The sequence below is a fragment of the Xanthomonas sp. NCPPB 3174 genome, from assembly GCF_056725205.1.
In genome coordinates this window covers 4,483,329-4,507,079 of record NZ_CM161517.1, presented here as the reverse complement: position 1 = coordinate 4,507,079, position 23,751 = coordinate 4,483,329, and the positions used below count along the sequence as shown (strand labels likewise).

General features: G+C 69.6%; 16 protein-coding genes. 5 read left to right on the top strand and 11 right to left on the bottom strand.

What is annotated here, in order from left to right; all coding sequences use genetic code 11:
- Positions 1-399: 399 nt before the first annotated feature.
- Positions 400-1,881: a glycine betaine/L-proline transporter ProP gene (gene proP / locus AC1PK7_RS19395; RefSeq protein WP_420008128.1), complete on the bottom strand. Its 1,482-nt coding sequence runs from the start codon at positions 1,879-1,881 to the stop codon at positions 400-402.
- Positions 1,882-2,347: 466 nt separating this feature from the next.
- On the opposite strand from proP, the gene glnE reads away from it, so the two are divergent.
- On the top strand, positions 2,348-5,200 hold the full coding sequence (glnE, locus tag AC1PK7_RS19390; RefSeq protein ID WP_481099194.1) for a bifunctional [glutamate--ammonia ligase]-adenylyl-L-tyrosine phosphorylase/[glutamate--ammonia-ligase] adenylyltransferase: 2,853 nt from the start codon (positions 2,348-2,350) through the stop codon (positions 5,198-5,200).
- Positions 5,201-5,408: 208 nt separating this feature from the next.
- Here glnE and AC1PK7_RS19385 read toward each other — a convergent pair whose 3' ends face one another.
- The 4 genes from AC1PK7_RS19385 to AC1PK7_RS19370 all read right to left on the bottom strand — a co-directional run bounded on the left by AC1PK7_RS19385 (position 5,409) and on the right by AC1PK7_RS19370 (position 10,292).
- Entirely contained in the window at positions 5,409-5,936 is a 528-nt protein-coding gene (locus tag AC1PK7_RS19385) for a hypothetical protein (protein WP_481099193.1), read from the bottom strand.
- Positions 5,937-6,039: 103 nt separating this feature from the next.
- Entirely contained in the window at positions 6,040-6,597 is a 558-nt protein-coding gene (locus AC1PK7_RS19380; protein ID WP_481099192.1) for a queuosine precursor transporter, read from the bottom strand.
- A gap of 243 nt (positions 6,598-6,840) precedes the next feature.
- On the bottom strand, positions 6,841-7,914 hold the full coding sequence (locus tag AC1PK7_RS19375) for a glycerophosphodiester phosphodiesterase (RefSeq protein ID WP_481100940.1): 1,074 nt from the start codon (positions 7,912-7,914) through the stop codon (positions 6,841-6,843).
- Between the two features lie 80 nt (positions 7,915-7,994).
- A complete protein-coding gene (locus tag AC1PK7_RS19370) occupies positions 7,995-10,292 on the bottom strand; it encodes a TonB-dependent receptor (RefSeq protein ID WP_481099191.1) in 2,298 nt (765 codons plus the stop codon).
- A 926-nt stretch (positions 10,293-11,218) separates the two neighbouring features.
- Between AC1PK7_RS19370 and AC1PK7_RS19365 the strand changes: the two genes are divergently transcribed.
- Positions 11,219-13,093 carry a S53 family peptidase gene (locus tag AC1PK7_RS19365; protein ID WP_481099190.1) on the top strand — a complete coding sequence of 625 codons (1,875 nt, stop codon included), beginning with the start codon at positions 11,219-11,221 and terminating at the stop codon, positions 13,091-13,093.
- Between the two features lie 73 nt (positions 13,094-13,166).
- Here the strand turns inward: AC1PK7_RS19365 and AC1PK7_RS19360 are convergent, their stop codons facing one another.
- Positions 13,167-14,141: a mitochondrial fission ELM1 family protein gene (locus AC1PK7_RS19360; protein ID WP_481099189.1), complete on the bottom strand. Its 975-nt coding sequence runs from the start codon at positions 14,139-14,141 to the stop codon at positions 13,167-13,169.
- 126 nt (positions 14,142-14,267) lie between these two features.
- Here AC1PK7_RS19360 and AC1PK7_RS19355 point away from each other — a divergent pair, with 126 nt between their 5' ends.
- Together AC1PK7_RS19355 and AC1PK7_RS19350 are read left to right on the top strand one after the other, a co-directional pair.
- Positions 14,268-14,858, top strand: a complete 591-nt coding sequence (locus tag AC1PK7_RS19355) for a malonic semialdehyde reductase (protein WP_150410862.1) — start codon at positions 14,268-14,270, stop codon at positions 14,856-14,858.
- Positions 14,859-14,941: 83 nt separating this feature from the next.
- A complete protein-coding gene (locus AC1PK7_RS19350) occupies positions 14,942-15,580 on the top strand; it encodes a YceI family protein (protein ID WP_010343091.1) in 639 nt (212 codons plus the stop codon).
- Positions 15,581-16,020: 440 nt separating this feature from the next.
- Here the strand turns inward: AC1PK7_RS19350 and AC1PK7_RS19345 are convergent, their stop codons facing one another.
- From AC1PK7_RS19345 to AC1PK7_RS19325, 5 genes are all read right to left on the bottom strand, one after another.
- Positions 16,021-16,815 (bottom strand): siderophore-interacting protein, encoded by a 795-nt coding sequence (locus AC1PK7_RS19345; protein ID WP_481099188.1) that lies wholly within the window; start codon positions 16,813-16,815, stop codon positions 16,021-16,023.
- An 84-nt stretch (positions 16,816-16,899) separates the two neighbouring features.
- A complete protein-coding gene (locus tag AC1PK7_RS19340) occupies positions 16,900-17,445 on the bottom strand; it encodes a PadR family transcriptional regulator (protein ID WP_481099187.1) in 546 nt (181 codons plus the stop codon).
- Positions 17,446-17,871: 426 nt separating this feature from the next.
- The gene (locus AC1PK7_RS19335; RefSeq protein ID WP_010340145.1) at positions 17,872-18,258 is read right to left on the bottom strand and encodes an STAS domain-containing protein; all 387 of its coding nucleotides are present in this window, start codon (positions 18,256-18,258) and stop codon (positions 17,872-17,874) included.
- Positions 18,255-18,695 (bottom strand): ATP-binding protein, encoded by a 441-nt coding sequence (locus tag AC1PK7_RS19330; RefSeq protein WP_017911337.1) that lies wholly within the window; start codon positions 18,693-18,695, stop codon positions 18,255-18,257. The genes AC1PK7_RS19335 and AC1PK7_RS19330 overlap by 4 nt, the downstream gene beginning before the upstream one ends.
- Complete coding sequence (locus AC1PK7_RS19325; RefSeq protein WP_481100939.1) at positions 18,692-20,668, bottom strand: SpoIIE family protein phosphatase; 1,977 nt, start codon at positions 20,666-20,668, stop codon at positions 18,692-18,694. Before AC1PK7_RS19325 ends, AC1PK7_RS19330 begins: the two co-directional genes overlap by 4 nt.
- 216 nt (positions 20,669-20,884) lie before the next feature.
- On the opposite strand from AC1PK7_RS19325, the gene aceE reads away from it, so the two are divergent.
- Positions 20,885-23,575 (top strand): pyruvate dehydrogenase (acetyl-transferring), homodimeric type, encoded by a 2,691-nt coding sequence (gene aceE / locus AC1PK7_RS19320; protein WP_481099186.1) that lies wholly within the window; start codon positions 20,885-20,887, stop codon positions 23,573-23,575.
- The last annotated feature ends 176 nt before the right edge of the window (positions 23,576-23,751 follow it).

The window sequence follows — 23,751 nt, the reverse complement described above, 5'->3', positions numbered from 1 at the left end:
TCGTGCTCTTGCGTAGGCAAGGCTAGGCAATGCATCGCGGCGCTGGAGATGTGCAGGCACGCGCAGGGTGCACATCAGCCCGCTTTTCCCATTCCGTATTCCCGTTTCCCCCATTCCCCCAACGCCGCAGAATGTACCGCCCAGTATCGTTTTGCACTGCAGCGTGCAATGTCTCAAAAAAGCGCCCAAGATCGCCCTGCATCCCGACGTGGGGGAGGGAGCAAGGCCCGCTAGCAGTTCGCTGCCAGCGGGCTTTTTTATTGCCCGTTTCCGGGCCTGCCGCTGCGGGCGATGCGATGGCCTGGCGCGAGGTATCGATAACACGCTTCCGTGACAGCGACATTGCCGGGTCGCGTCCCATGGATGTCTGCGCCGCAGCGCGCGCAGCCGGCGCTCGGGTCAGGTCGGCATCGCCTGCGACGTCGCGTGCGGCGACGGCGGCAGTTCGGGGCGAGTCGGGTCCACGGTCAGCGGCTCGTCGCTGCGCAGCAGCGCATGCGCCTCGGCTTCGCTGGCCACCGCCGGCGGCGAGCCGCGCAGCGGCAGGCCGGCGGTTTCGCGCACGAAGGCCATGGTCGCGATGCCGACCACCGCCGCCCCCATCAGGTAGTAGGCCGGCACCAGCGGATCGCCGGTGCGTTCGACCAGCCACGCGGTGACCAGCGGCGTGGTGCCGCCGAACAGCGACACCGACACGTTGAAGGCGATCGACAGCGCGCTGTAGCGCACCGGGGTGTAGAACAGCGCCGGCAAGGTCGATGGCATCGAGCTGGTGAAGCACACCAGCGCCACGCCCAGCAGCATCAGGCCGAGGAAGATCAGCCAGTCGTTGCCGGTGCCGACCAGCCGCAGGCACGGCACCGCCAGCACCAGCAGCGCGATGCAGGCACCGATCACCATCGGCTTGCGGCCCAGGCGATCGCTGAACAATCCGCCGAGCACGTTGAGCGGCATCATCACCAGCATCACGATGATGATCAGCAGCAGGCCCTTGCTCTCGGCATAGCCCATGGTGACGCTCAGATAGCTGGGCATGTAGGTCAGCAGCATGTAGTCGGTGACGTTGAACACCAGCACCAGGCCCACGCACTTGAGCAACTGCGGCCAGTGGACGCGGAACAGCGCGCCCAGGCCCGGCGCATCGTGCTCGCGCTTTTCCGCCTCTTCGGCATAGGCCTGGAACGCCGGGGTTTCCTCCAGCTTCATGCGCATGTACAGGCCGAGCAGGCCCAGCGGGCCGGCGATCAGGAACGGCACGCGCCAGCCCCAGTCGTGCATCTGCGCATCGCTCAGCGCAAAGTGCAGCGCGGTCACCGTGGCGGCGCCGGCGATATAGCCGCCCAACGTGCCGAACTCCAGCCAGCTGCTCATGAAGCCGCGGTTGCGATCGGTGGAGTACTCGGCGATGAAGGTCGCCGCGCCGCCGTATTCGCCGCCGGTGGAAAAGCCCTGCACCAGCCGCGCCACCAGCAACAGGATCGGCGCCCAGATGCCGATGCGCTCGTAGGAGGGGATCAGGCCGATCGAGAACGTGCCCAGCGCCATCAGGATCATGGTCGCGGCCAGCACCTTCTGCCGGCCGTAGCGGTCGCCCAGCGGGCCGAACACCAATCCGCCCAGCGGGCGCACCAGGAACGCCACGGTGAAGGTCGCGAACGTGGCGATCAGCTGCGCGGTCGGGTTGGTGCTGGGAAAGAACACGTGGCCCAGGGTCACGGCCAGGTAGCCGTACACGCCGAAGTCGAACCATTCCATCGCGTTGCCCAGCGCCGCCGCGCCGACCGCCCGCTTGAGCATCGGTTTGTCGACGACGGTGACTTCTTCCACCTGCAGTTGGCGGCGGCGCTTGAACCATCCGAAATGGGCGTGGAACTCCGACATGTCTTCTCCTGTCCTGGAACGGTGAGGTCATGACCCCCGGCCTGCACGCGGCAGGCAAGCAAGACGGAACGACAGGGCGCAACAGGCGCCGCACTGGTCTGCGGGGGCGATCCCGGATGGCCGCGTCAACTCCACGGCGCTGCAGGATCGAAGGACGGAGCGGGCGGCGCAGGGCGCACAGGTGCTCCGTCGAGGCGGCCATGATACACCATCGTCGTGAAGGGGGCTGGCGGCAAGGTCTGCGAAACGTTGCGAAAAGTGCTGAAAAGCTGCGTTCTGCGTGGATTTTTGGAGCCGTGCGGGAATGGCCTCAGTCGTAACCTGCGACGGTGGAACGGCTTCGCACGTCGGATGCGCCGTCGGGTCGGGACTGAAGTCCCTCCCACAGTGCAATGCGCCATGGTGGCGTGATCGCCTCGACGCCGCGGTCCTGTCCGCGATCGCCGCGGGATGCCATCATCGGCCGATGGCTTCTGCTCCCTTCGTGGTTCCCGACGTCCTGCAACCCACCCTCGAACGCAGCCTGGCACGCCTGCGCCAGGCCGTGGCCGCGCAGCCATGGCCGTCTTCCCCCGATTTCGAATCCGCGCTGGCGCGCGCGCTGCTGGCCAGCGATTTCCTGCTCGACACGCTGTGCCGGCAGCCGTCGCTGCTCGCGCACCTGGCGCAGCCGGACCCACCGCCTTTGCCGCTGCCACAACTGGATCCGGCGCAGCCGGCGGCGTGGCCGGCGCAGTTGCGCCGCTACCGCGCGGCCGCCTCGGCGCGCCTGGTGTGGCGCGACGTGCTGGGCCTGGACGAGGTCGATGCGACGCTGGCCGGCAGCACGCGCTTGGCCGAGGACTGCCTGGCGCTGGCGCTGCAGGCGCTGGAAGGCGAGTTCGCTGCGCGCCATGGCGTGGTGCGTGCTGCCGACGGCAGCGTGCAGCGGCTGGTGGTGTTCGGCCTGGGCAAGCTCGGCGGCGGCGAACTGAATTTCTCCTCCGACGTGGACCTGGTCTACGCCTATCCGCAGGGCGGCGAGTCCGACGGCACGCGCGCACTCGCCGCCGAGGAATACTTCGCGCGGCTCGGCCAGCGCCTGGCGCGGCTGCTCGACGAGACCACCGCCGACGGCTTCGCGCATCGCGTGGACCTGCGCCTGCGCCCGTTCGGCACCGCCGGCCGGGTGGCGCTGTCGTTCGCCGGCATGGACCAGTACTTCCAGCGCGAAGGCCGCGACTGGGAGCGCTACGCCTGGCTCAAGGCGCGCGCGGTGGCTGGCGACATCGCCGCCGGCGAGGAATGGCTGCAGGCGCTGCGCCCGTTCGTGTACCGGCGCTATCTCGACTACACCGCGCTGGACGGCCTGCGCGAGATGAAGGCGGCGATCACCGCCGAAGTCGCGCGCCACGACCGCCTGGACGACATCAAGCGCGGCGCCGGCGGCATCCGCGAGATCGAGTTCCTGGTGCAGTCGCTGCAGTTGATCCGCGGCGGCCGCGAACCCGCACTGCGCGAACGCCGCCTGTTGCCGGCGCTGCACGCGCTGGTCGCCGCCGGCCAGGTCGCCGCCGAGGATGGCGCGGCGCTGGCGCAGGCGTATCGCTTCCTGCGCCAGGTGGAGAACCGCCTGCAGATGCTGCGCGACGCGCAGACCCACGCGTTGCCGGAGGATCCGCTGGATCGCGCGCGCATCGCGTTCGGCCTCGGCCATGCCGACTGGGCCGCGCTGCACACAGCGCTGCAGGTGCAGCGCGATCGCGTCGCCGCCGAGTTCGCCGAACTGCTGGCGCCGCGCGAGCGCGCGCTGGCGCCCGATGCACTGGCCGACTACTGGCGCGGCCTGCCCGACGCCGGCCAGGCACAGGTGCTGCGCGCTGCCGGCTTCGCCGATGCCGACGGCGCCGACCAGGCCTTGCGCGGTTTCGTGCAGTCGCTGGGCGTGCGCACCTTGTCCGATGCCGCGCGTGCGCGCCTGGACCGGGTGCTGCCGGCGCTGCTGCATGCCGCGGCGCGCTCGGCGCAGGCCGATGCCGCCCTGCACCGCGTGCTCGGCCTGCTGCAGGCGATCCTGCGCCGGGCCAGCTATCTGGCCCTGCTCGACGAACAGCCCAGCGCACTGGCGCGGCTGGTCGACGTGCTGGCGCGCAGCGCGTTCCTGTCCGAACGGCTGGCTGCGCATCCGCTGCTGCTGGACGAACTGCTCGACAGCCGCGTCGACGGTCCGATGCCGGACCTGGCGGCGATGCAGCGGCTGTGCGATGCCGCGATCGCCACTGCCGGCGACGATCCGGAAGCGGCCTTGCGCGGCCTCAACGAAGCGCGCCAGGCGCTGAGTTTCCGCATCGCCCTGGCGACGCTGGACCGGCGCCAGCCCGCGCTCGACAGCGCGCGCCAGCTCGCGCAATTGGCCGAGGCGGTGGTCGTGACCGTGCTGCGCCTGGCGCGTGCCGATCTGGTCGCGGCGCATGGCGAGGTGCCCGGCGGCAGTTTCGCCATCGTCGGTTACGGCAGCCTCGGCGGCGTGGAACTGGGCATCGGCTCGGACCTGGACCTGGTGTTCCTGTACGACCATCCGCCGGGCGTGGAGGCCTCGGCCGGGCCGCGACCATTGGAGAGCGGGCGCTGGTTCGCGCGGCTGGCACAGAAGGTGATCGCCCTGCTCGGCGCGGTCACCGGTGGCGGCCGCCTGTACGACATCGACGTGCGCCTGCGCCCGGACGGCGGCAAGGGCGCGCTGGTGTCGTCGCTGGCCAGCTACCGGGAGTACCAGCGCGAGCGCGCCTGGACCTGGGAGCACCAGGCGCTGGTGCGCGCCCGCGGCGTGGCCGGCGATGCGCCGCTGCTGCAGCAGTTCGAGCAGGTGCGCGCGCAGACCCTGGCACGCCCGCGCGAGCCCGCAGCGCTGCGCGAGGAAGTGCGCAAGATGCGTGCGCGCATGCGCGCCGAACTGGACCGCAGCGATGCCGCGCGTTTCGATCTCAAGCAGGGCGCCGGCGGCCTGGTCGACCTGGAATTCCTGGTGCAGGCCGGCGTGCTGCTCGGCGCCGCGCAGCAGCCGGCACTGTTGGCGCCGCGCGACACGCCGGCGCTGCTCGACGCGCTGGCGCACAGCGGCTGGCTGTCGCCTTCCATCGCCGAGCGCCTGCATGCCGCCCACGCCGCACTGGTGGAAGCGGGCCTGGCCTGCACGCTGGACCGGCGTCCGCGCCTGACCGCGCCCACTGCCGACATCGCCGCGGCGCGTGCGGCGATTCGGCAGGCGGCGGTCGCCCTGGACCTGGTATTCGTCGATGGCCGTGCGGACGGCGACGCGGCGCACTCGCGCGGTCCTTGACGGCAGGCGCAGGCGCGCACGCGTGGTGTCGGTGGCGACATGCTTCTCCGGCAACGTCGCGTCTTGCCGAGTCGCGGCAGAAAGCGTGCCGTCGGCGCTGGCTGCAATCGACCGGAGGGAATGGGCATGCAGCCGTGCTGCAACCGCAAACACGCTGCCATGGCCGCGGCGATCGGCGCCGGCATGCCGTTCCGTGGTGGCGCGATTGCTACGCGCTGACGTACTGAGTCTGGAACCAGACCGCGTCGGGATCCGTGTCCACCACCTGGTCGGGATCCACCCCGAACAGCCCCTGGTAGGCGCGCTTCCACAGGCCGGTGCGGCCGGCGCACAGGTCGTGCCACAGCGCATGGAAGGTCACTGACTCGAACACCCGCACCACGTCCACGACCTGCTCGAGGTAGGCCTGGAACAGGTAAACCCGCTCGCCGGCCACCAGGATGTTGAAGTTGTGGATCAACTGCGAAGGATCGCCCAGCAGCACGATGTTGACGAAGTCGCCGTCGGCGAAGGTCGGCAGCGCCGCGTCCGCCAGGTACAGCCGGGTGCGCAGGGGCCGGTCGCGACGCAGCAGCACCATCTCCAGCATCAATGGGGCGAAGGTGTTGCAGGACCATGCCGGATCGGACACGGCCGGTGTCGTGAGCGTGGGCAGCGCCATGCCCGGAGGGTCGAGTTGCGCCAGGGTGGCGTTGAGCGCACTCAGGGCGATGGCGGGGGTGACGTCGTGCGGCATATGGGTGGCCTGGTGGGCGCGGCGCGCGGGAGGCGCACCGCCGATGGCCTGATCAACGTCTGCCGCGGACGTTTGTGAAGTGGTGGTCGCCCAGCTCCGCGGGTCAGCGCGTCGGCGCCATCCGCCACAGCAGCGCGCGGAACGGCGCCAGCAGGCACACGCCGATGCCCAGCTTCACCGCCAGGTCGCCGGCAGCCCAGCTCAGCCACGGCAGCGCCGAGCCGGCGAAGGCGATCGACCAGAAGATCGTGGTGTCCAGCGTTGCGCTGCAGGTGGTGGCGACGATCGGCGCGCGCCACCAGCGGCCGCGGCGCAGCCGGTCGAACACGGTGATGTCCAGCAATTGCGCGGCGATGAAGGCCAGGCACGAGGCCGCGGCGATGCGCGGGGTGGCGATCCAGATCGACAGCAGCACCGCCAGCGCGAAGCCGCACCAGGCCACCCGCCGCGCCGCGCGCGGGCCGAAGCGGCGGTTGATCAGATTGCTGACCAGAAACGCCAGCGGATAGCCGAAGGCACCCCAGGTCAACCAGTCGTTGATCGGGAACTGCACCAGCACGTTCGACAGCAACACCACCGCGCCCATCGCCAGCACGGACAGCAGCAGCGCGCGCGGGGTCAGCGCGGCGAAAGTGGGCGAGGGAGCGGCGACGGACGGCACGGCGGTCGGGGCAGGGGCGGCGGGCGCGCATTATCGCGGCCCGGACGCGCGATGACCAATGCGCGGACGCAGACACGCTCTTCGTAGGAGCGGCTTCAGCCGCGACCACGCGAGATCGGAAACGTCCTGTCGCGGCTGAAGCCGCTCCTACAGGTTGAACTCCGCGCTGGGAACCGCTTTTGCGATTCCCCATTCCCCATTCCCCATTCCCCATTCCCCACTCCCCACTCCCCACTCCCGGCCTCACCGCGCCGGCGGCGCCGTCCCATCCACCGCCGCGCGGCCCACGGCCGGGTCGTCGGTGAAGAAGCCATCGATGCCGGCGTCGAGCAGTGCGCGCATTTCGTTGATGCTGCCGGCCGCATTCACCGCCGCCGGGCCACGCGCGTCCTGCAGCTGCTTGGGCAGGAAATAGTTCTCCGGCCGAAACGTGTACGGGATCACCTGCAGGCCGGCCGCATGCGCATCGGCAACGAACGACGTGGGCGCGGCCAGGGCGCCGTCGGCGCTCACCGGCACGATCGCGCGCAGGTTGGGGCTGACCAGTTGCGCGTACTTGGCGATCGCGCGCAGGCCCTGCGCGCTGCCCATCTGCGCGTAGGTCGGGCCATTGCGCAACTGGTCGCCCGGGCGGTCCTTGGGATCGCCCAGCAACTGCACCAGGCGCACGTTCGGATGGGTGCTGCCCAACTTGCCGTGCAGATACTCCAGGTTGCCGATCTCGAACGACTGGATCACCACCGGCGCCTTGCGCGTGTAGGCATGCGCATCGAGGGTGGCCACCAGCTTGTCTTCCATCGCCAGGCCGAGCCCGCGGAAGTAGGTGCCGTGCTTGATCTCGGGAATCAGCCCGATCGGCCGCCCGCGCGTGGCCGACTCGGCTGCGGTGAAGTCGATGATCTCGTCCATGGTCGGCACCTGGAACTGCCCGTCGAAGGCGGTGCCGCGCAGTTGCGGCAGGCGCTCGCGCGCGCGCAGGGTCTTCAGCTCGGCCAGGGTGAAGTCTTCGGTGAACCAGCCTTCCACGCGCTGCCCGTCGATCTGCTTGACGGTCTTGCGCGCGGCGAACTCCGGATGCGCGGCCACGTCGGTGGTGCCGCCGATCTCGTTCTCGTGGCGCGCCACCAGCACGCCGTCCTTGGTCGAGACCAGGTCCGGCTCGATGAAATCGGCGCCGTCGGCGATGGCCTTGGCGTAGGACGCCAGCGTGTGCTCGGGGCGCAGCGCGCTGGCGCCGCGGTGGCCGATCACCAGCGGCTTGCTCTCGCCCGGGGCGGCGGCCGGGGCGGCCGCCGCGGTGGTCGCCAACACGGCCATCGCGCATCCCAACAACCAGGAGGTGGATCGGATCATCGCATGCGTTCCGGTTCGAGGGCGGACGGACAGGATGGACGCGCTCAGAAGCGCGCGTCCAGGGTCAGGAACGCCTGCCGCGGCGCGCTGGCGTGGAAGGCCAGCGAGCGGCCGTTCGGGTCGCTGTTGCTGAAGGCGGTGAGGTTGGAGGCGTAGCGCTTGTCGGTGAGGTTGGTGACGTTCAACGACAGCTTCAGGTCCCGCAGGAACGACACCGCCCCGAAATCGTAGCCGGCGCCGGCATCGAAGGAGGTGTAGCCGCCGAAGCCCTGGTCGTTGGTGTAGGTGTAGTAGCGCTGGCCGGTGTACTTGCCGCGCAGGTTGGCGTTCCAGCCGTTCCAGGTCCAGCTGAGTTCGCTGGCGAACATGCGCTTGGGCGTGTCCACGGTGTACTTGCCGGCGGTGGGGATCACCGCGCCGTTCTGCACGTAGTTGTCGTCGTAGGTGGAGCGGTTGATCGAGGCCGAGTTGTACCACTGCAGGTGCGCGGTCGGCTTCCAGATGAAGGTCAGCTCGCCGCCGCGGCTGCTCACCGAGCCGACGTTGAAGAAGCGCGTGGTGCACGCCGGGGTGGTGCCTTGCTGGATGCTCGGGCACGGGTTGAGCGACAGCAGGCGGTTGTCGAAGGTCACGTCGTAGCCGACCAGCGAGGCCTCGAACTGGTCGCGGACCAGGCGGTAGCCGGCTTCGAAGGTCTTGGACTTCTCCGGCTGCAGCGCGCCGACGCTGGCGTCGAACGAGGCCTGCGTCACCAGCAGCGGGCCGCCGGCGCCGCCGCCCTGGAACGCGGCGATGTTCTCGGCGTAGGAGGCGAACACTTCCTGACCCTCGGCCAGGCGGTAGCTCAGGCCGGCCTGCGGCAGCAGCGCCTTGCTGGCCTTCAGCTCGCCGTTGGCCACCGGCGACTCCACCGCGATCCCCGGCGTCTCGCGCGCGGTCATCGTGGTGTGCGGGCTCTTGGCGCCGATGTCCAGGGTCAGGCGCTCGTCGAGCAGCTTGAAGGTGCCCTGCACGTAGGCCTGCTTGGTGGTGATGACGTAGTCCTGCGAGAACAGCCGGCGGTTGGGGTTGCTGAGGAAGATGTCGTCGTCGATCGGGCCGTCGATCCAGTAGAAGTTGCGCTCCACGTGGTGCTTGTTGCGCTCGTACCACACGCCGGCTTCGAGGTGGTGCGGGCCGATGTCCCAGCCCAGCGAGGCGATGCCGCCGGTGCGGTTGATGGTGTAGTTGGTGCTGCGGATCGAGATCGGCAGCGCCTGCGGCGTGCCGGGGTAGGACGGCTGGCCCGGCGACCACCAGTGGCCCTGGCCTTCGTTCTCGTGGTGGTAGACCTGCGTGTGCACGCTCACCGCATCGGACGGCTGGAAGTCGCCGGCCAGGTAGTACAGGTCGTCGTTGCGCAACGCGCGGCTCTGGTAGTAGGCGTCGTCGATGTTGTCCACGCCGCCGCTATAGGCGCAGCGGCTGGGGTTGCGCGTGGCTGGCGCGCAGTAGGCCGCGGCCAGCGCGCGCTGCCAGTCCGGCGCGTACAGGTTCCAGTCCCAGCCCAGGCCTCGGTGCAGGCCGCTCTTGGACAGGTAGGCGTAGTCGGCCTGCGAGGTGCGCGAGGTGTCGACGAACGCGGTGATCTTGCCGCCCTCGAACTGGTACACGCCCTTGCCGTTGAACTGCGCGGTGTGGGTCGGCGAGCCGGGCGGGGCCCACATGTCGGCGTCGGCGTAGATGCCGGACAGGTAGGCGGAGAAGCCGTTGTGCTCGCCGGTATCCAGGCGCAGGTAGGTGCGGCGGTTGCTGTCCGAGCCCACGGTCTGCGCCAGGCGCACGCCGACCTCGGTGGACGGATCGTCGGAGTAGTACTGCACCGTGCCGCCGAGGTTGCTGGTGGAGGCCGTGCCCAGGCTGCCGATGCCCGAGGCCAGTTCCACGCCGCCGAAGTTCTCGGCGATCAGCGCGCGGCTGATGTTCAGGCCGTTGTAGTTGCCGTAGGCGTTGTCGCCCAGCGGCAGGCCGTCGAGGGTGTAGCCCAGGCGCACGCCGTTGAAGCCGCGCAGGCTGATGGTCTGCGATTCCTCGTTGGCGCCGAAGGCGTCGTTGGACTGCACGTTGACGCCGGGAATGCGGTTGAGCAGCTTCTGGATGCTGGTGCCCGGCGGCAGCACCGCCACGTCCTGGGTAGTGATGCGCTGCACCTGGCGGGTTTCGCCCTGGCCGATCACCGACACCGCATCGAGTTGCTGCACGTCGGCCGCGGCGCCATCGGCGGCGGGTTCTGCGGCAGTGGCGGCGAAAGGCGACAACAGGGCGGCGAGGATCGCCGTGCTCAGCAGGGAATGGAGAGGCATGCGCAAGGTGATTCGTAAAGGAAGTGCGCACACGATGCGACAGCGACGTTGCAGGTTGGCGTCAGCGGCGTTGCGTTTGTCATGCAACGGCACGGTGGCGCGCGTCGTGGCGCGGGTGCAGATGTGGAGTGGTGGCCTGCGCGGCATGGACGAGCGCCACCGTGATTGGGAGTAATGGTGGTGCGTCGACGGCCGCGCGATCGGCTCCGTCATCGCTGAGGCCGCATGCGAGCGCATCGACATCAAGGCGTTACACCGTGACATCAAGTGCCACGAATCGCGGGTAGAGAACACATGTACGCGCATGTGTCGGCAACGCGCTGAAATGGCCTGTTTACAAAGTAAAAAACGGCGCGCGCCGTCAAGGTTTTGTGGCGCAATCCTCCTCAATCATCACGCCTCGTCCAGGCCCGGTGGCATGCCGATGCGTGCAGACATGAGCAGGAAGCACAGTGCACCCGCAGCTATCGGATCGCTGTCTTCGTGCCGCGCTGGGTCCTTGCGTGGAGATGGCGGCGCGGGCGCTGCGCGCGCCGTACCCTCACCCCAACCCCTCTCCCGGTGGGAGAGGGGCTCAGGCTTCTCCCTTCTCCCCTCGGGAGAAGGTGCCCCGCAGGGGCGGATGAGGGTACGGGCGCAGCCTCGCAGCAATGCATCACGCATGCGCTTCGCGCGCCGTACCCTCACCCCAACCCCTCTCCCGGTGGGAGAGGGGCTCAGGCTTCTCTCTTCTCCCCTCGGGAGAAGGTGCCCCGCAGGGGCGGATGAGGGTACGGGCGCAGCCTCGCAGCAACGAACCACGCATGCACTTCGCGCGCTGCACCCTCGCCCCAACCCTTCTCCCGTGCAGAGAGAGGGGCCATCGATTTCCAACCGCGAGGCCGCCACGGCCTCGTCCCACTCGCTCTACCCCCGGAGAGACGCCCATGCTTGATCGCATCCGCCGTCGGCCGTCGCTGGCTGCCGTGTTGTCCGCTTCCCTGCTGTGCGCGCTCGGCACCGCCAATGCCGCGCCCGACGCCTCCATCGCGGCGATGACCGCCACCCTGCGCAGCGCGCCGGTCACCTTCGACGTGCACCTGCCGTTGCGCGACCAGGCCGGGTTGGACGCCCTGCTGGCCGACATCCAGGATCCGGTCTCGCCGCAGTACCACCACTGGCTGACGCCGGCCGAGTTCCAGCGCCGCTTCGCGCCGGCGCCGACGCAGATCGCGCAGGTGCGCGCCGCGTTGCAGGCCGCGCACATGAACGTCGTCGAGCAGGGCGCCACCCTGCATGTCAGCGCGAGCGCGGACAACGTCGAACGGCTGTTCGCGGTGCCGTTGACCGCCGAGGTGCAGCAGGGGACCCAGGCCCGCCTCGCCGCGGCCGCGCCGTTGCAGTTGCCGGCCGCGCTGCGCGACACGGGTGCGACGGTGACCGGCCTGACCCGGGGCGCGCCGGCGATGCACGTCAACTGGCAGCGGTCGGCCGTCAAGAATCCGTCCAACCGCTACGGCGCCGGCGGTACCACCTACTGGTACAACGACCTCAAGCAGGCCTACGGCTATCCGTCCTACCAGGCCACCACCGGCGCGGCGGGGGAGCAACGCCGGCTCGATGGCACCGGCAGCACCATCGCCATCCTGATCAGCAGCGACGTGCTGGACTCGGACATCAAGGCGATGTTCGACCATGAGAACTTCAGCCGCTACGCCGCCAACCACGCCGACCCGGCCCTGTACGCGCGCCACTACGTGGCCGGCGCCAAGCCGGGCCTGCAGGACGGCAACGACGCCGCGGGGGGCGAGGCCGCGCTCGACGTGCAGATGGCGCTCGGCGGTGCGCCCGGTGCGCACGTGCTGCTGTACGTGATCCCGGACCTGAGCGACGCATCCGTGCTGGCCGGCTACCGGCAGATCGTGCAGGACAACCAGGCCGACGTGGTCAGCGCCTCGTTCGGCGTCTGCGAGCTGTACTACACCGCGGCCTACAACGGCGGCAAGGATTTCACCCCGCTGCTGCGTCCCTACGAAGCGGTGTTCAAGCAGGGCAATGCGCAGGGCATCACCTTCGTCGCCTCCAGCGGCGACAACGCCGGCCTGGGCTGCGCCGACACGCAGTACCTGGTCGACGGCAAGGACGGACATTTCATTCCAGGTGTCGAACACCCGGCCGCCAGCCCGAACGTGACCGCGGTCGGCGGCGGCAACCTGCTCACCGCCTACAAGAAGGGCAGCCTGGAGTCGGGCTACAAGAGCGAAAGCGCCTACGGCGATCCGCTGGAGACCGCCGACTACTACGGCATCGGCGCGAACCTGGCCGGCGGCTACTGGGGCGCCGGCGGCGGCGTCAGCACGCTGTTCCAGCGCCCGGCCTACCAGTTGCGTGCGCTCGGCGGCACGCGCACGTCCATGCGCGCGCTGCCGGACATCGGCATGCTGGTCGGCGGCTGCCCGACGACCGCGACCCAGCCCTGCCGCGACGGCGACAGCTCGGTGGCCACCTACTTCAAGGGCAAACTCTCGGCGGTGATCGGCACCAGCGTCGCCGCGCCGGAGTTCGCCAGCGCGGTCGCGCTGCTGGTGGAGAAGCAGGGCCGCCAGGGCAATCTCAACGACTACCTGTACCGCCTGGCCGCCAATGGCCCGGAGGCGCTGCATCGCGGCATCCCCGGCTACAACGGCGTGGTCGACAACAACCAGCCGATCAAGGGCAAGTACAACTACACGGTCGGCGTGGGCACGCCGGTGGTGCGGTTGCTGATCGGCGCGCTGGATGCGGCGCCGGCGGGCGTGCCGCGCTCGCCGAGCAACCCCTGACACAGCGTGATGTGACGCGTTGGGCCCGGTTGCCGTGCCGGCGTCGTGGCAGCGACGCCGGCGCGGCGGCCGATCAGGCCAGCGCCGCCAGACGGTCGCGGATCAGCGCGGCCACCCGCGCGGTTTCGCGCAGCGGTGCGATGCCGGCGGCGTGCGCGTCGCCGGCATCCTCCGCCGGGAGCAGCCGCCCGCGTGCCTGCAGGGCGCGGTGGAAATCCAGGGCGCGGCCACGCGCCGTCTCCGGCAGCAGCACCTGCACCGGCACGCGCGTGGCGCAGGCTTCCGACAGCAGGTTCACCGAATCCGGCGTGCAGGCGAGGCGCTCGGCCCAGCCGAGCAGGCCGGCATAGGGGTTGGCGCCATCGTCCGCGCCACACCACACCATGCCCGGCACGTCGGCCAACGTACGACGCAGGGCTGCGGCCACCGCGGGCGGCGTGCGCCGCGATGCGCTGGCGAGAATGCTGCCGCCGTGCATGCGCAACTGCACGGCGATGTCGGCGAAGGCGGCGTGTGCCTGCGCCTCGCTCCACGGTGCCAGGCTCGACGGACCACCGACCAACAGTCCGACACGCGGCGAGGGCAGCGCGCCCAGCGCAGGAAACGCGGCGCGTCCTGCGGCCAGCCAGGCATCGTCGATCGGATGCAGGCTGCCGAGCAGGGTTAGCACATTGGGGCCACGCAGCCGATCGTGTTCCGGCACCACCACGATGTCCCAGTGCCGCGGATCCAGCCGCGGATCCAGGATCTGCACCACCTTGCTGCCGCGTGCGCGCAGCAACCGCGTCGCCAGCGCCGCCTGGCGGCCGCAGCCCACGGCGAGCGGCGGCGGCTGCCGCAGTGCGGCGGCGAACGTCGCGCCGTACGCATGCCGTGCGACGGGCAGCCAGCGTGGTGCCAACCAGCGCCACGGCATGTGCGGCTGCAGCACCTGCGCCTGGATCGGTGTCGCGGCCGGAAGCGCCAACGCGGCGGCCAGCGCCTCGGCCTGGCGGGCGTTGCCGGCGCGGCCATCGCTAATCGCCCAGGTCGCGTCCGATCGTTTCACGTTTGGTAGTAATCCGTTGCATCGCGGCCGGGTGTTGCGACAATCGCGCCACTCTACACTGGCCGCCTCGCATCGGGACGGCCCCACCGGCATCCTGACGCTTCCCTCGATCAAGGAACTTCCTCCATGTCCGACGCCTTGCACGACGCCGCCCTCGACCAGTTGTTCCGTACCGCGCGCACCCAGAACGCGTTCCTGGACAAGCCGGTCGGCGAAGCCACCCTGCGTGCCCTCTACGACCTGGTGAAGTGGGGCCCGACCGCGGCCAACGGCAGCCCGGCGCGCTTCGTCTTCGTGACCTCGCCGCAGGCCAAGGAAAAGCTCAAGCCGGCGCTGTCCGAGGGCAACCTGGCCAAGACCCTGGCCGCGCCGGTCACGGTGATCGTCGCCCACGACGAGGACTTCCACGAGAAGCTGCCGTACCTGTTCCCGCACACCGACGCCAAGAGCTGGTTCGACGGCCCGCGGGAAGGCCGCAGCGAAGGCGCGTTCCGCAACGGCTCGCTGCAGGGCGCCTACCTGATCCTGGCCGCGCGTGCGCTGGGCCTGGATGCCGGTCCCATGTCCGGCTTCGACAACGCCAAGGTCGATGCCGCGTTCTTCGCAGGCACTGCGATCAAATCCAACTTCCTGGTCAACCTCGGCTACGGCGACCCCAGCGGCCTGTTCCCGCGCCTGCCGCGGCTGAGTTTCGACGAGGCCGCGCGCATCGAATGAGCGCGCGCGTTCCGCTTCCCTGTCCCACCGCAGGCCCGCGCCTGCCGCAGTTTCGTCCCATCACCCTTCCAAGGAGTTCCACCATGACCAAGACCCGCAAACTGCTGCTCCCGCTCGCCATGGCCCTGGCCGTCGTCGTCGCCCAGCCGGCCACCAGCGCCTTCGCCGCCCCGGCCGCCGCCGCTGCCGCCGCCAAGGGCGTCTCCGGCACCTACACGCTCGACCCGGCCCACACCGACGTGCTGGTGCAGTGGAGCCACTTCGGCTTCTCCAACCCGTCCGCGCACTTCGGCGACGTCGACGGCACCCTGGTCTACAACGCGCAGGACGTGAGCAAGTCCAGCGTCAACGTGACCCTGCCGCTGTCCGGCCTCAACAGCTTCACCGCCAAGTTCGACGAGCACCTGAAGAGCGGCGACTTCTTCGACGCCGCCAAGTTCCCGACCGCCACCTTCAAGAGCACCAAGGTGACCTCGGCCGGCGGCAACAAGCTGACCGTCGCCGGCGACCTGACCATCAAGGGCACGACCAAGCCGGTGGTGCTGGCGGTGACCCTCAACGGTGCCGGTCCGCACCCGATGAAGAAGGTGCCGGCGCTGGGCTTCGACGCCACCACCACGATCAAGCGCAGCGACTTCGGCCTGGGCGCCTACGTGCCGAACGTCAGCGACGAGGTGAAGATCCGCATCACCACCGAAGCGACCTTGAACGCGGCCAAGTAAGCCTGTATGCCGTCGCGGCGACGGCGCTTCGCGCGCCGTCGTTCGCCGCAACGCAAACGCCCGCCATTCGGCGGGCGTTTGCGTTTTCGGGATCTCGCTGTGTGCCGTGCAATGAAACTGCGCGCGGCAACCTCACCAGCGCCGAATGGTGCACGTAGGAACGGCTCCAGCCGCGATGGCCTTACCGTGATGGCCTGGGCGAAGCTGCATGCGCCTGAAGCGCCAGGCGCGCGTCCTTACCCTCACCCCAACCCCTCTCCCGGTGGGAGAGGGGCTATTGCGTTCGTTTCGTCCGGACAGGGCCAGCAAAAAAGAGCGGCTGCCGTCGGCGCCGGCCATCCTGCGTAGGAGCGGCTTCAGCCGCGACCGCTTTGGCGGGAAAGCCTCGTCGCGGCTGAAGCCGCTCCTACGCGTGTGCTTCCTGCCGTTATGAAACGCCCTTAGTCTTCGGCTGCGTCCCCACCCGCCTTCCAATACCCCGTCGCGCGAATCCACTCCTTGGGCACGCCCAGGTGGCCTTCGACGAACTTGCGCATCATCCGCGCACGCGCCGATTCGCAGGCGATCCAGTAGAACGCATCGCCATCGGGCGGATCGAAGTCGCGCAGCGCGCCTTCCAGCAATTGGCTGCTGCGTGCATCCACGCCGTTGCGCTCCAGCCAGGTGACGCGCAGCTCGGCGTCGCAATCCAGCGTCTGCCGGTCGGCGTAGCCCGGGATCTCGATCAGCGCGTCCACTTCGGCATCGGCCGGCAGGGTTTCCAGCCAGCGGCCGATCGCTGGCAGCGCGGTCTCGTCGCCGATCAGCACGTAGGCGTCGAAGTCGTCGGCGGCCAAGAACGAGCCGCGCGGCCCGCCGACCACCAGCGCATCGCCCGGGTCGGCCTGCGCCGCCCAGCGGCAGGCCGGGCCGTCGCCGTGCAGCACGAAGTCCAGGGTCAGTTCCTGCGCGTCGGCGTCGTAGTGGCGCGGGGTGTAGTCGCGGGCGGGCGAGGGCAGCGCATCGGCCGGATACACCGGGCCATGCTCGGTCATCGTCGGCAGCACGAACGCGCCTTCGGGATTGGGGAAGAACAGCTTGACGTGGTCGTCCGGCCCGGCGCTGACGAAGCCGTCCAGCTCGGGGCCGCCGACGACGATGCGGCGCATGTGCGGGGTCAGCGGTTGCGTGCGCAGCACCTGCAGATGACGCAGGCGCAGCGGGTGGCGCAGCAGGCGGTGTTCGTGGGTCGCCATGGGAATCCTCGAAACGTGGGGGAGGGGATTGGCGCGCGACGCGGGGCGAAACCTCACAAGCACCCGCGCGCTGGCTGGAAGGAATCAGGGGGTGGTGCCATCCATACCGTCGGCGGCGGCATTCAACAGCGCGGCGACGCGTTCGATCTCGTCCGGGTCCCAGCGCCCGTGCCGCGCCAGCAGGCCGTGCTTGATGCGGTGCATCGCCTCGCGCACGGGCGCGGGCACGTTGGCGCGCACCAGCGCCCGCGCACTGTGATGGGTGCGCTGCAGCGCCGCCTCCACCTGCGCGCGCTCGGCCTGCACGAAGGCCTGGCCGGCCTCGGTGATCGCATAACGCTTGCGCGTGGCGTCGGCATCGGCCTGCACCAGGCCCTGCGCTTCCAGTTGAGCCAGGGTCGGGTAGACCGTGCCGGCGCTGGGCGTGTACAGGCCATGGAACAGCTCGGCGACCGCGCGGATCAGCTCGTAGCCGTGGCGCGGCTGGGTCTCGATCATCGCCAGCAGCAACAGCCGCAGGTCGCCGTGGCCCAGCGGGCGAGGTCCGCGTGCGCCACGGCCGCGGCCGGCCCGGTCTTCCTCGAACAGGCGGTGCGCGGGGTGCGGGCCGGGGGGATGGGGTCGTGGCATTTCGATATGTCGAATCTGGTTCGGAAACGATATATCGAAGTTGGGCGGTCGGCAAGCGCCTGGCAGGGTGGGCGCTGGAGCGCTGGGGGATTGGTTCAGTCAGGACGGCAGAACGCGTTTGCGACGTGCGCGTGGGTTCGGTGCGGGTTGGAGTTCTGCGGGCGTGCGCTGCCCTAGGTTGCACCGGCCAGGGGTGGCCCGTGTGGGAATCAATTGCCATGCAGCCGCGACACGGGAAGCCGTACGCCGACTGACACCCTCCCTCGTCGGGACTGAAGTCCCTCCCACAAGGATGCCCAGCCATCCCTGTAGGAGCGGCTTCAGCCGCGATGGACGTTACCGGTGACGCCTGTCGCGGCTGAAGCCGCTCCTACGAGGAGCAAAAAGGCAGCGGTTGCGGGCGTACCGCACAGACGCCGCCTGACCTCACCCACCACGCTCCTGCTCCAACACCCGCCGCTGCATCTCGTCCAGGTACTCGTCCAGCTCCTGCACCGAGGTAAAGATCTCGTTCAACGGCACCGCCTTGACCACGTCGAACACCTTGCGGATCTGCGGTTGCGGGTTCACCACCAGCACCCGCCCGTCGCGCGCGGCCAGCACCTTGCGCGCCTTGAAGATCGAGCGGATGCCGGCGCTGCTGATGTAGTCCAGGTGCGACAGGTCCAGCACCAACGTGGTGATCGGGGTGGCCAGCAGCGGCGCCAGCGCCTCGTCCAGGGCTTGGTAGGTGTGCGTGTCCAGCCGCCCGCTCAGGGTGAGGCGTTGGCGCTTGTCCTGCGCCGGGTCGATCTGCAGGCTCAACGTGGTCATGCGGGCGACTCCTGAAGAGGGGGATCGGCAGGTTGCAACAGCACGATGCGCACCACATTACGGCCGGCGTCGTGGCGGTAGTCCAGGCGATCGGCCAGTTGCTGCACCAGGTGCAGGCCAAGGCCGCCGATCGGGCGTTCGGCGATGTCCGCGTCCAGGTCCGGCACCGGCGCGTCGCGCGGGTCGAAGGCCGGGCCGCTGTCGTGGAATTCCAGCACCAGCGCGTCGGGCTGCAGGTGCACGATCACGTCCACCGGCAGCGGGGCGCGGCGCAGGTGGCCGTGCTCCAGCGTGTTGCAGGCCAGTTCCTCGACGATCAGCCGGGTGCGGCTGACCTGCTCGCCGCTCACGCCGTGGCGCCGCAGCGCCGCCTCCACGCTGTCGCTCAGTTGCGCCAGTGCGTCGATTGCCGGTTCCATCTGCCATCGCAGCATCATCGCGTCGCCTCCCGTGCCGGATCCTGGCGCAGCCGGATCGCCAGGAGCGTAATGTCGTCGGACTGCGGTGCCGGCGCGGTGAACGCCTGCACGTCGGCCAGCACCGCGGCGCACTGCGCCTGCGCGTCGGCGCCGGGCTGCAGCGCCGCCAGCAGCCGCGCCTCGCCATAGGGCCGGTCCTGCGCATCCATCGCCTCGGTGATGCCGTCGGTGTAGCTGAGCAGGGTGGCGCCGGCGGCAAGCCGCCCATGCACCACCGGGTAGCGCGATTGCGGCTCCAGCCCCAGCGGCGGGCCCGATTCCAGTGGCAGCAGTGCCGCGCGCCCATCGGCACCGAGCAGCAGCGGCGGCTCGTGGCCGGCGCTGGACAGCCAGTAGTCGCCGCTGTGCACGTCGATCAGCCCGCATAGCACGGTGGCGAACATGCACGGCTCGTTGCCTTCCACCAGCCGCTGCGAGGCCGCGATCAGGATCGCGTCCGGGCGCGTATGCCGGCGCGCCGCGATCTCCAGCACGGTCATCGCCCGCGCCATGAACAGCGCCGCCGGCACGCCCTTGTCCGACACGTCGCCGACCACGAACCACAGCAGCCCCGGCTCGGTCTCGAAGAACTGGTAGAAATCGCCGCCGACCATCTCCGCCGGTTCCAGCAGGGCATAGGTCTCCAGGTGCTTGTGGGCACTGTCGAAGGTGCGCCCGCCCGGCAGCATCGCCTGCTGGATGTCGCGCGCGATCGACAATTCGCTCTGCATGCGCTGCCGCGCCTGCGCCAACGTGGCGATCTCGTCCAATTGGCGCTTGATCGAGCCGCGCGCGCTGTCGAAGGCACGCGCCATCACCCCCACCTCGTCCGCGCGTTCGACATGGCGTAGCGGATAATCGAACGCGCCCTGGCTGAAGTGCAGCGCCGAGTCGGTCAGGTCCTCGATCGGCCGCACCAGCCGCACCGTGTAGCGGTGCAGCAGCCACAGCCACAGCGCCAGCGCGGCGGCACCGGCCAGCGCGCCCCACAGCACGATGCGGTCCAGCCCGGCCAGGATGTAGTCCTCCGACACGCTCAGCGCGAAGGTCCAGCCGGTGTCGCCCACCGCCGCGCTCTGGGTGAGGTAGCGGGTGCCGTCCGGTGCGGTGTGCTCGAACCGCACTGCGGTGTGGGTGTCGGCCGCCTGCGCCAGCGGCGACAGGTCCGGCCGCGCCCGCGCCACGTGCGCCTCCAGGGTGCGGCGGAAGCGCAGCGCCGGGTCCGGGTGCAGCACGAACAGCCCGTCCGGCGACAGCAGCATCGGCTGCAGCCCGCTGTTGGCAGGCAGTTCGGCGACGATGGCCTGCAGGCGCTGCAGCGGCACGTCCACGCTCACCATGCCGATCGCCGGCGCCTGCGGGCCGTCGCCGGGCAGGCGCAGCGGCAGGTTGTAGGTGGTCAGGTAGGTGCCGCCGCTGCCGGCGTCGCTGTACGGCTCGGACCACCACGGCGCCGGCGCGGCCAGCGTGCGCCGGTACCACGGCATGCTGTGCAGGTCGAAGCCCAGCGCCTCCGCCGACTGCTCCTGCACGCCGCCGGCGGTGCGCCGCAGGTGCCAGGCGAAGCCGCGGCCGTCGTCCTTCAGGGCCCCGGGCTCGATCACCAGCAGGGCACCGGCGATGTCCGGGTCGCCCTGCAGCGTGGCCTGCAGCAGATTACGCAGGTTGAACGGTTGCCGGCCCAGCCCCGCCGCGGCGGCGGCCAGGGTGCGCCCGCTCACCTGCACCGAGCCCAGGGTGGCGTCCAGGCTGCGCGCGGTCTGCTGGGTCAGCCCGGCCACCTCCTCGCGGGCGTTGCGCACCATCACCTCGCGCGCGCCCAGGTAGAACAGCAGGGCCAGGCCGAGCAGCAGCGCCACCTGCAGCAGGCTGCCCCACAGCAGCAGCCGCGTGCGCAGGCTGTGCCGCCAGGCGACCGCGGAGGCGTCCTGCGCTGACGAGGCAAGGGCGATGGCGGCGCTCCAAGGGGGCCTGGAGCCCGATCATAAGCGCAGCTGCGGCCGCCCGGCGCAGCGGCCGCGGCGGCTGTCCCGCGGGGTGTCCCGGGCCAATGTGACAGTCCGTTCCATACGCTGGCGTACGAGGTCCTGAGAGGCGGTTGCGCTACACTTGCAGGCTTCGAGAAAACACATGCCATCGCGCGCGTGCGTGCGACCTACGGGAGCGTTATGAACTGGTTGAACGAGGTGCTGCAGAACGATCCGAACCCCACTGAGACCCAGGAGTGGATCGAATCGCTCAAGGCCGTCATCGATGTCGCAGGCCCCGAGCGCGCGCATCAGCTGCTGGAGGACATGGTCGAACTGACCCGTCGTTCCGGCGCCTACCTGCCGTTCTCGCCGACCACCGAGTACGTCAACACCATCGCCCCCGCCAACGAGGCCAAGAGCCCGGGCGACGCGGCCATCGAGTGGAAGATCCGCTCGATCATCCGCTGGAACGCCATGGCCACCGTGGTCCGCGCCAACCGCAAGCCGGGCGACCTGGGCGGCCACATCGCCTCCTTCGCCTCCAGCGCCACCCTGTACGACGTGGGCTTCAACCACTTCTGGCGCGCGCCCTCGGACAAGCACCCCGGCGACCTGCTGTACATCCAGGGCCACAGCTCCCCCGGCATCTACGCCCGCGCCTTCCTGGAAGGCCGCATCAGCGAAGACCAGCTCAACAACTTCCGCATGGAAGTGGACGGGCAGGGCATCTCCTCCTATCCGCACCCGTGGCTGATGCCGGACTTCTGGCAGACCCCCACTGTGTCGATGGGCCTGGGCCCGCTCAGCGCCATCTACCAGGCGCAGTTCATGAAGTACCTGGAGCACCGCGGCCTGATCGAGAAGTCCGACCGCAAGGTGTGGTGCTTCATCGGCGACGGCGAGAGCGACGAACCCGAGACCCTGGGCGCCATCGCCCTGGCCGGCCGCGAAGGCCTGGACAACCTCATCTTCGTGGTCAACTGCAACCTGCAGCGCCTGGACGGCCCGGTGCGCGGCAACGGCAAGATCATCCAGGAGCTGGAAGGCGTGTTCCGCGGCGGCGGCTGGAACGTCATCAAGCTGCTGTGGGGCGGCTACTGGGACGCCCTGCTGGCCAAGGACACCAACGGCGTCCTCAAGAAGCTGATGATGGAAACCGTCGACGGCGAGTACCAGAACTGCAAGGCCTTCGGCGGCGCCTATACCCGCGCCAACTTCTTCGGCAAGTACCCGGAGACCGCGGCCATGGTCGCCGGCCTGTCCGACGACGACATCTGGCGCCTGAACCGCGGCGGCCACGATCCGCACAAGGTCTACGCCGCCTACCACCAGGCGGTGAACACCAAGGGCATGCCCACCGTGATCCTGGCCAAGACCGTCAAGGGCTACGGCATGGGCTCGGCCGGCGAGGCGCTGAACCCCACCCACCAGACCAAGAAGCTGGACGACGACGCCGTGCGCGCGTTCCGCGACCGCTTCAACATCCCGCTCAGCGACAAGCAGCTGGCCGACGCCGAGCAGGTGCCGTTCTACCACCCCGGCCCGGACTCGCCGGAAGTGCAGTACCTGCAGGAGCGCCGCGCGTCCCTCGGCGGCTACCTGCCGCAGCGCCGCCGCAAGGCCGACCTGTCCATCCCGGCCCCGGGCCTGGACAAGTTCGATCGCCTGCTCAAGGACAGCGGCGAGCGCACCTACTCCACCACCATGGCCTTCGTGCAGAGCCTCAACATCGCCCTGCGCGACAAGGAACTGGGCCCGCGCATCGTGCCGATCGTGGCCGATGAAGCCCGCACCTTCGGCATGGAAGGCATGTTCCGGCAGATCGGCATCTACGCCCCGTTCGGCCAGAAGTACAAGCCGGTGGACGCCGACCAGCTGATGTTCTACCGCGAGGACCAGTCCGGCCAGGTGCTGCAGCAGGGCATCAGCGAGCCGGGCGCGATCTCCTCGTGGCTGGCCGCCGGCACCAGCTACTCGGTCAGCAACGTGCCGATGCTGCCGTTCTACATTTACTACTCCATGTTCGGCTTCCAGCGCGTGGGCGACATCGCCTGGCAGGCGGCGGACATGCGCACCCGCGGCTTCCTGCTCGGCGGCACCGCCGGCCGCACCACGTTGAATGGTGAAGGCCTGCAGCACGAAGACGGCTTCAGCCAGGTCATCGCCGGCTCCATCCCCAACGTGCGCAGCTACGACCCCACCTTCGGCTACGAAGTCACTGTTGTCATGCAGTACGGCATCCAGCGGATGATGCAGGAGCAGGTGGACGAGTACTACTACATCACCCTGATGAACGAGAACTACGCCCACCCGGAGATGCCGGCCGGCGCGGAAGACGGCATCATCAAGGGCATGTACCTGCTCAAGGACGCCGGCAAGCCCAAGAAGGGCGAACTGCGCGTGCAGCTGCTGGGCTCGGGCACCATCCTGCGCGAAGCCATCGCCGCCGCCGAGTTGTTGGACAAGGACTTCGGCGTCACCGCCGACATCTGGTCCTGCCCCAGCTTCAACGAACTGCGCCGCGACGGTTTCGACGCCGAGCGCTGGAACCGCCTGCACCCGGAAGGCGAACAGCGCAAGCCGTTCGTTACCCAGTTGCTGGAAGGCCGCCAGGGCCCGGCCATCGCCGCCACCGACTACGTGCGCGCCTTCGCCGACCAGATCCGCGCCTTCGTGCCGATGCACTACACCGTGCTGGGCACCGACGGTTTCGGTCGCTCGGATACGCGTGCGAACCTGCGCCGGTTCTTCGAGGTCGATCGCTACTACATCGCGCATGCCGCCATTGCGGCGTTGGCGAAGGATGGGAAGATGACGGGCAAGGATGTGGCCAGGGCGATCAAGCAGTACAAGATTGATCCTGAGAAAGCTAATCCGGTTGGGGTTTGACCGACGCGTTAGGCAATAACGCTTTGCCCCTCTCCCGCCACGCGGGAGAGAGGGCCGCGACGGAAGAGACCGCTCTTCCGTCGCGGCCTCTATTCGCTAGCTCGGCGAGCATGCGACCGAAATTCCGTGACGTGCTGCAATTCCGGGAAGAAGGCCGGTAGTTAGTAAGTGGGGCG

Bases quoted from the DNA above. Each gene is read 5' to 3' on its own strand.
- proP (WP_420008128.1), bottom strand. From the start codon at position 1,881: ATGTCGGAGTTCCACGCCCATTTCGGATGGTTCAAGCGCCGCCGCCAA.
- glnE (WP_481099194.1), top strand. From the start codon at position 2,348: ATGGCTTCTGCTCCCTTCGTGGTTCCCGACGTCCTGCAACCCACCCTC.
- AC1PK7_RS19385 (WP_481099193.1), bottom strand. From the start codon at position 5,936: ATGCCGCACGACGTCACCCCCGCCATCGCCCTGAGTGCGCTCAACGCC.
- AC1PK7_RS19375 (WP_481100940.1), bottom strand. From the start codon at position 7,914: ATGGCCGTGTTGGCGACCACCGCGGCGGCCGCCCCGGCCGCCGCCCCG.
- AC1PK7_RS19370 (WP_481099191.1), bottom strand. From the start codon at position 10,292: ATGCCTCTCCATTCCCTGCTGAGCACGGCGATCCTCGCCGCCCTGTTG.
- AC1PK7_RS19365 (WP_481099190.1), top strand. From the start codon at position 11,219: ATGCTTGATCGCATCCGCCGTCGGCCGTCGCTGGCTGCCGTGTTGTCC.
- AC1PK7_RS19355 (WP_150410862.1), top strand. From the start codon at position 14,268: ATGTCCGACGCCTTGCACGACGCCGCCCTCGACCAGTTGTTCCGTACC.
- AC1PK7_RS19350 (WP_010343091.1), top strand. From the start codon at position 14,942: ATGACCAAGACCCGCAAACTGCTGCTCCCGCTCGCCATGGCCCTGGCC.
- AC1PK7_RS19345 (WP_481099188.1), bottom strand. From the start codon at position 16,815: ATGGCGACCCACGAACACCGCCTGCTGCGCCACCCGCTGCGCCTGCGT.
- AC1PK7_RS19340 (WP_481099187.1), bottom strand. From the start codon at position 17,445: ATGCCACGACCCCATCCCCCCGGCCCGCACCCCGCGCACCGCCTGTTC.
- AC1PK7_RS19335 (WP_010340145.1), bottom strand. From the start codon at position 18,258: ATGACCACGTTGAGCCTGCAGATCGACCCGGCGCAGGACAAGCGCCAA.
- AC1PK7_RS19330 (WP_017911337.1), bottom strand. From the start codon at position 18,695: ATGATGCTGCGATGGCAGATGGAACCGGCAATCGACGCACTGGCGCAA.
- aceE (WP_481099186.1), top strand. From the start codon at position 20,885: ATGAACTGGTTGAACGAGGTGCTGCAGAACGATCCGAACCCCACTGAG.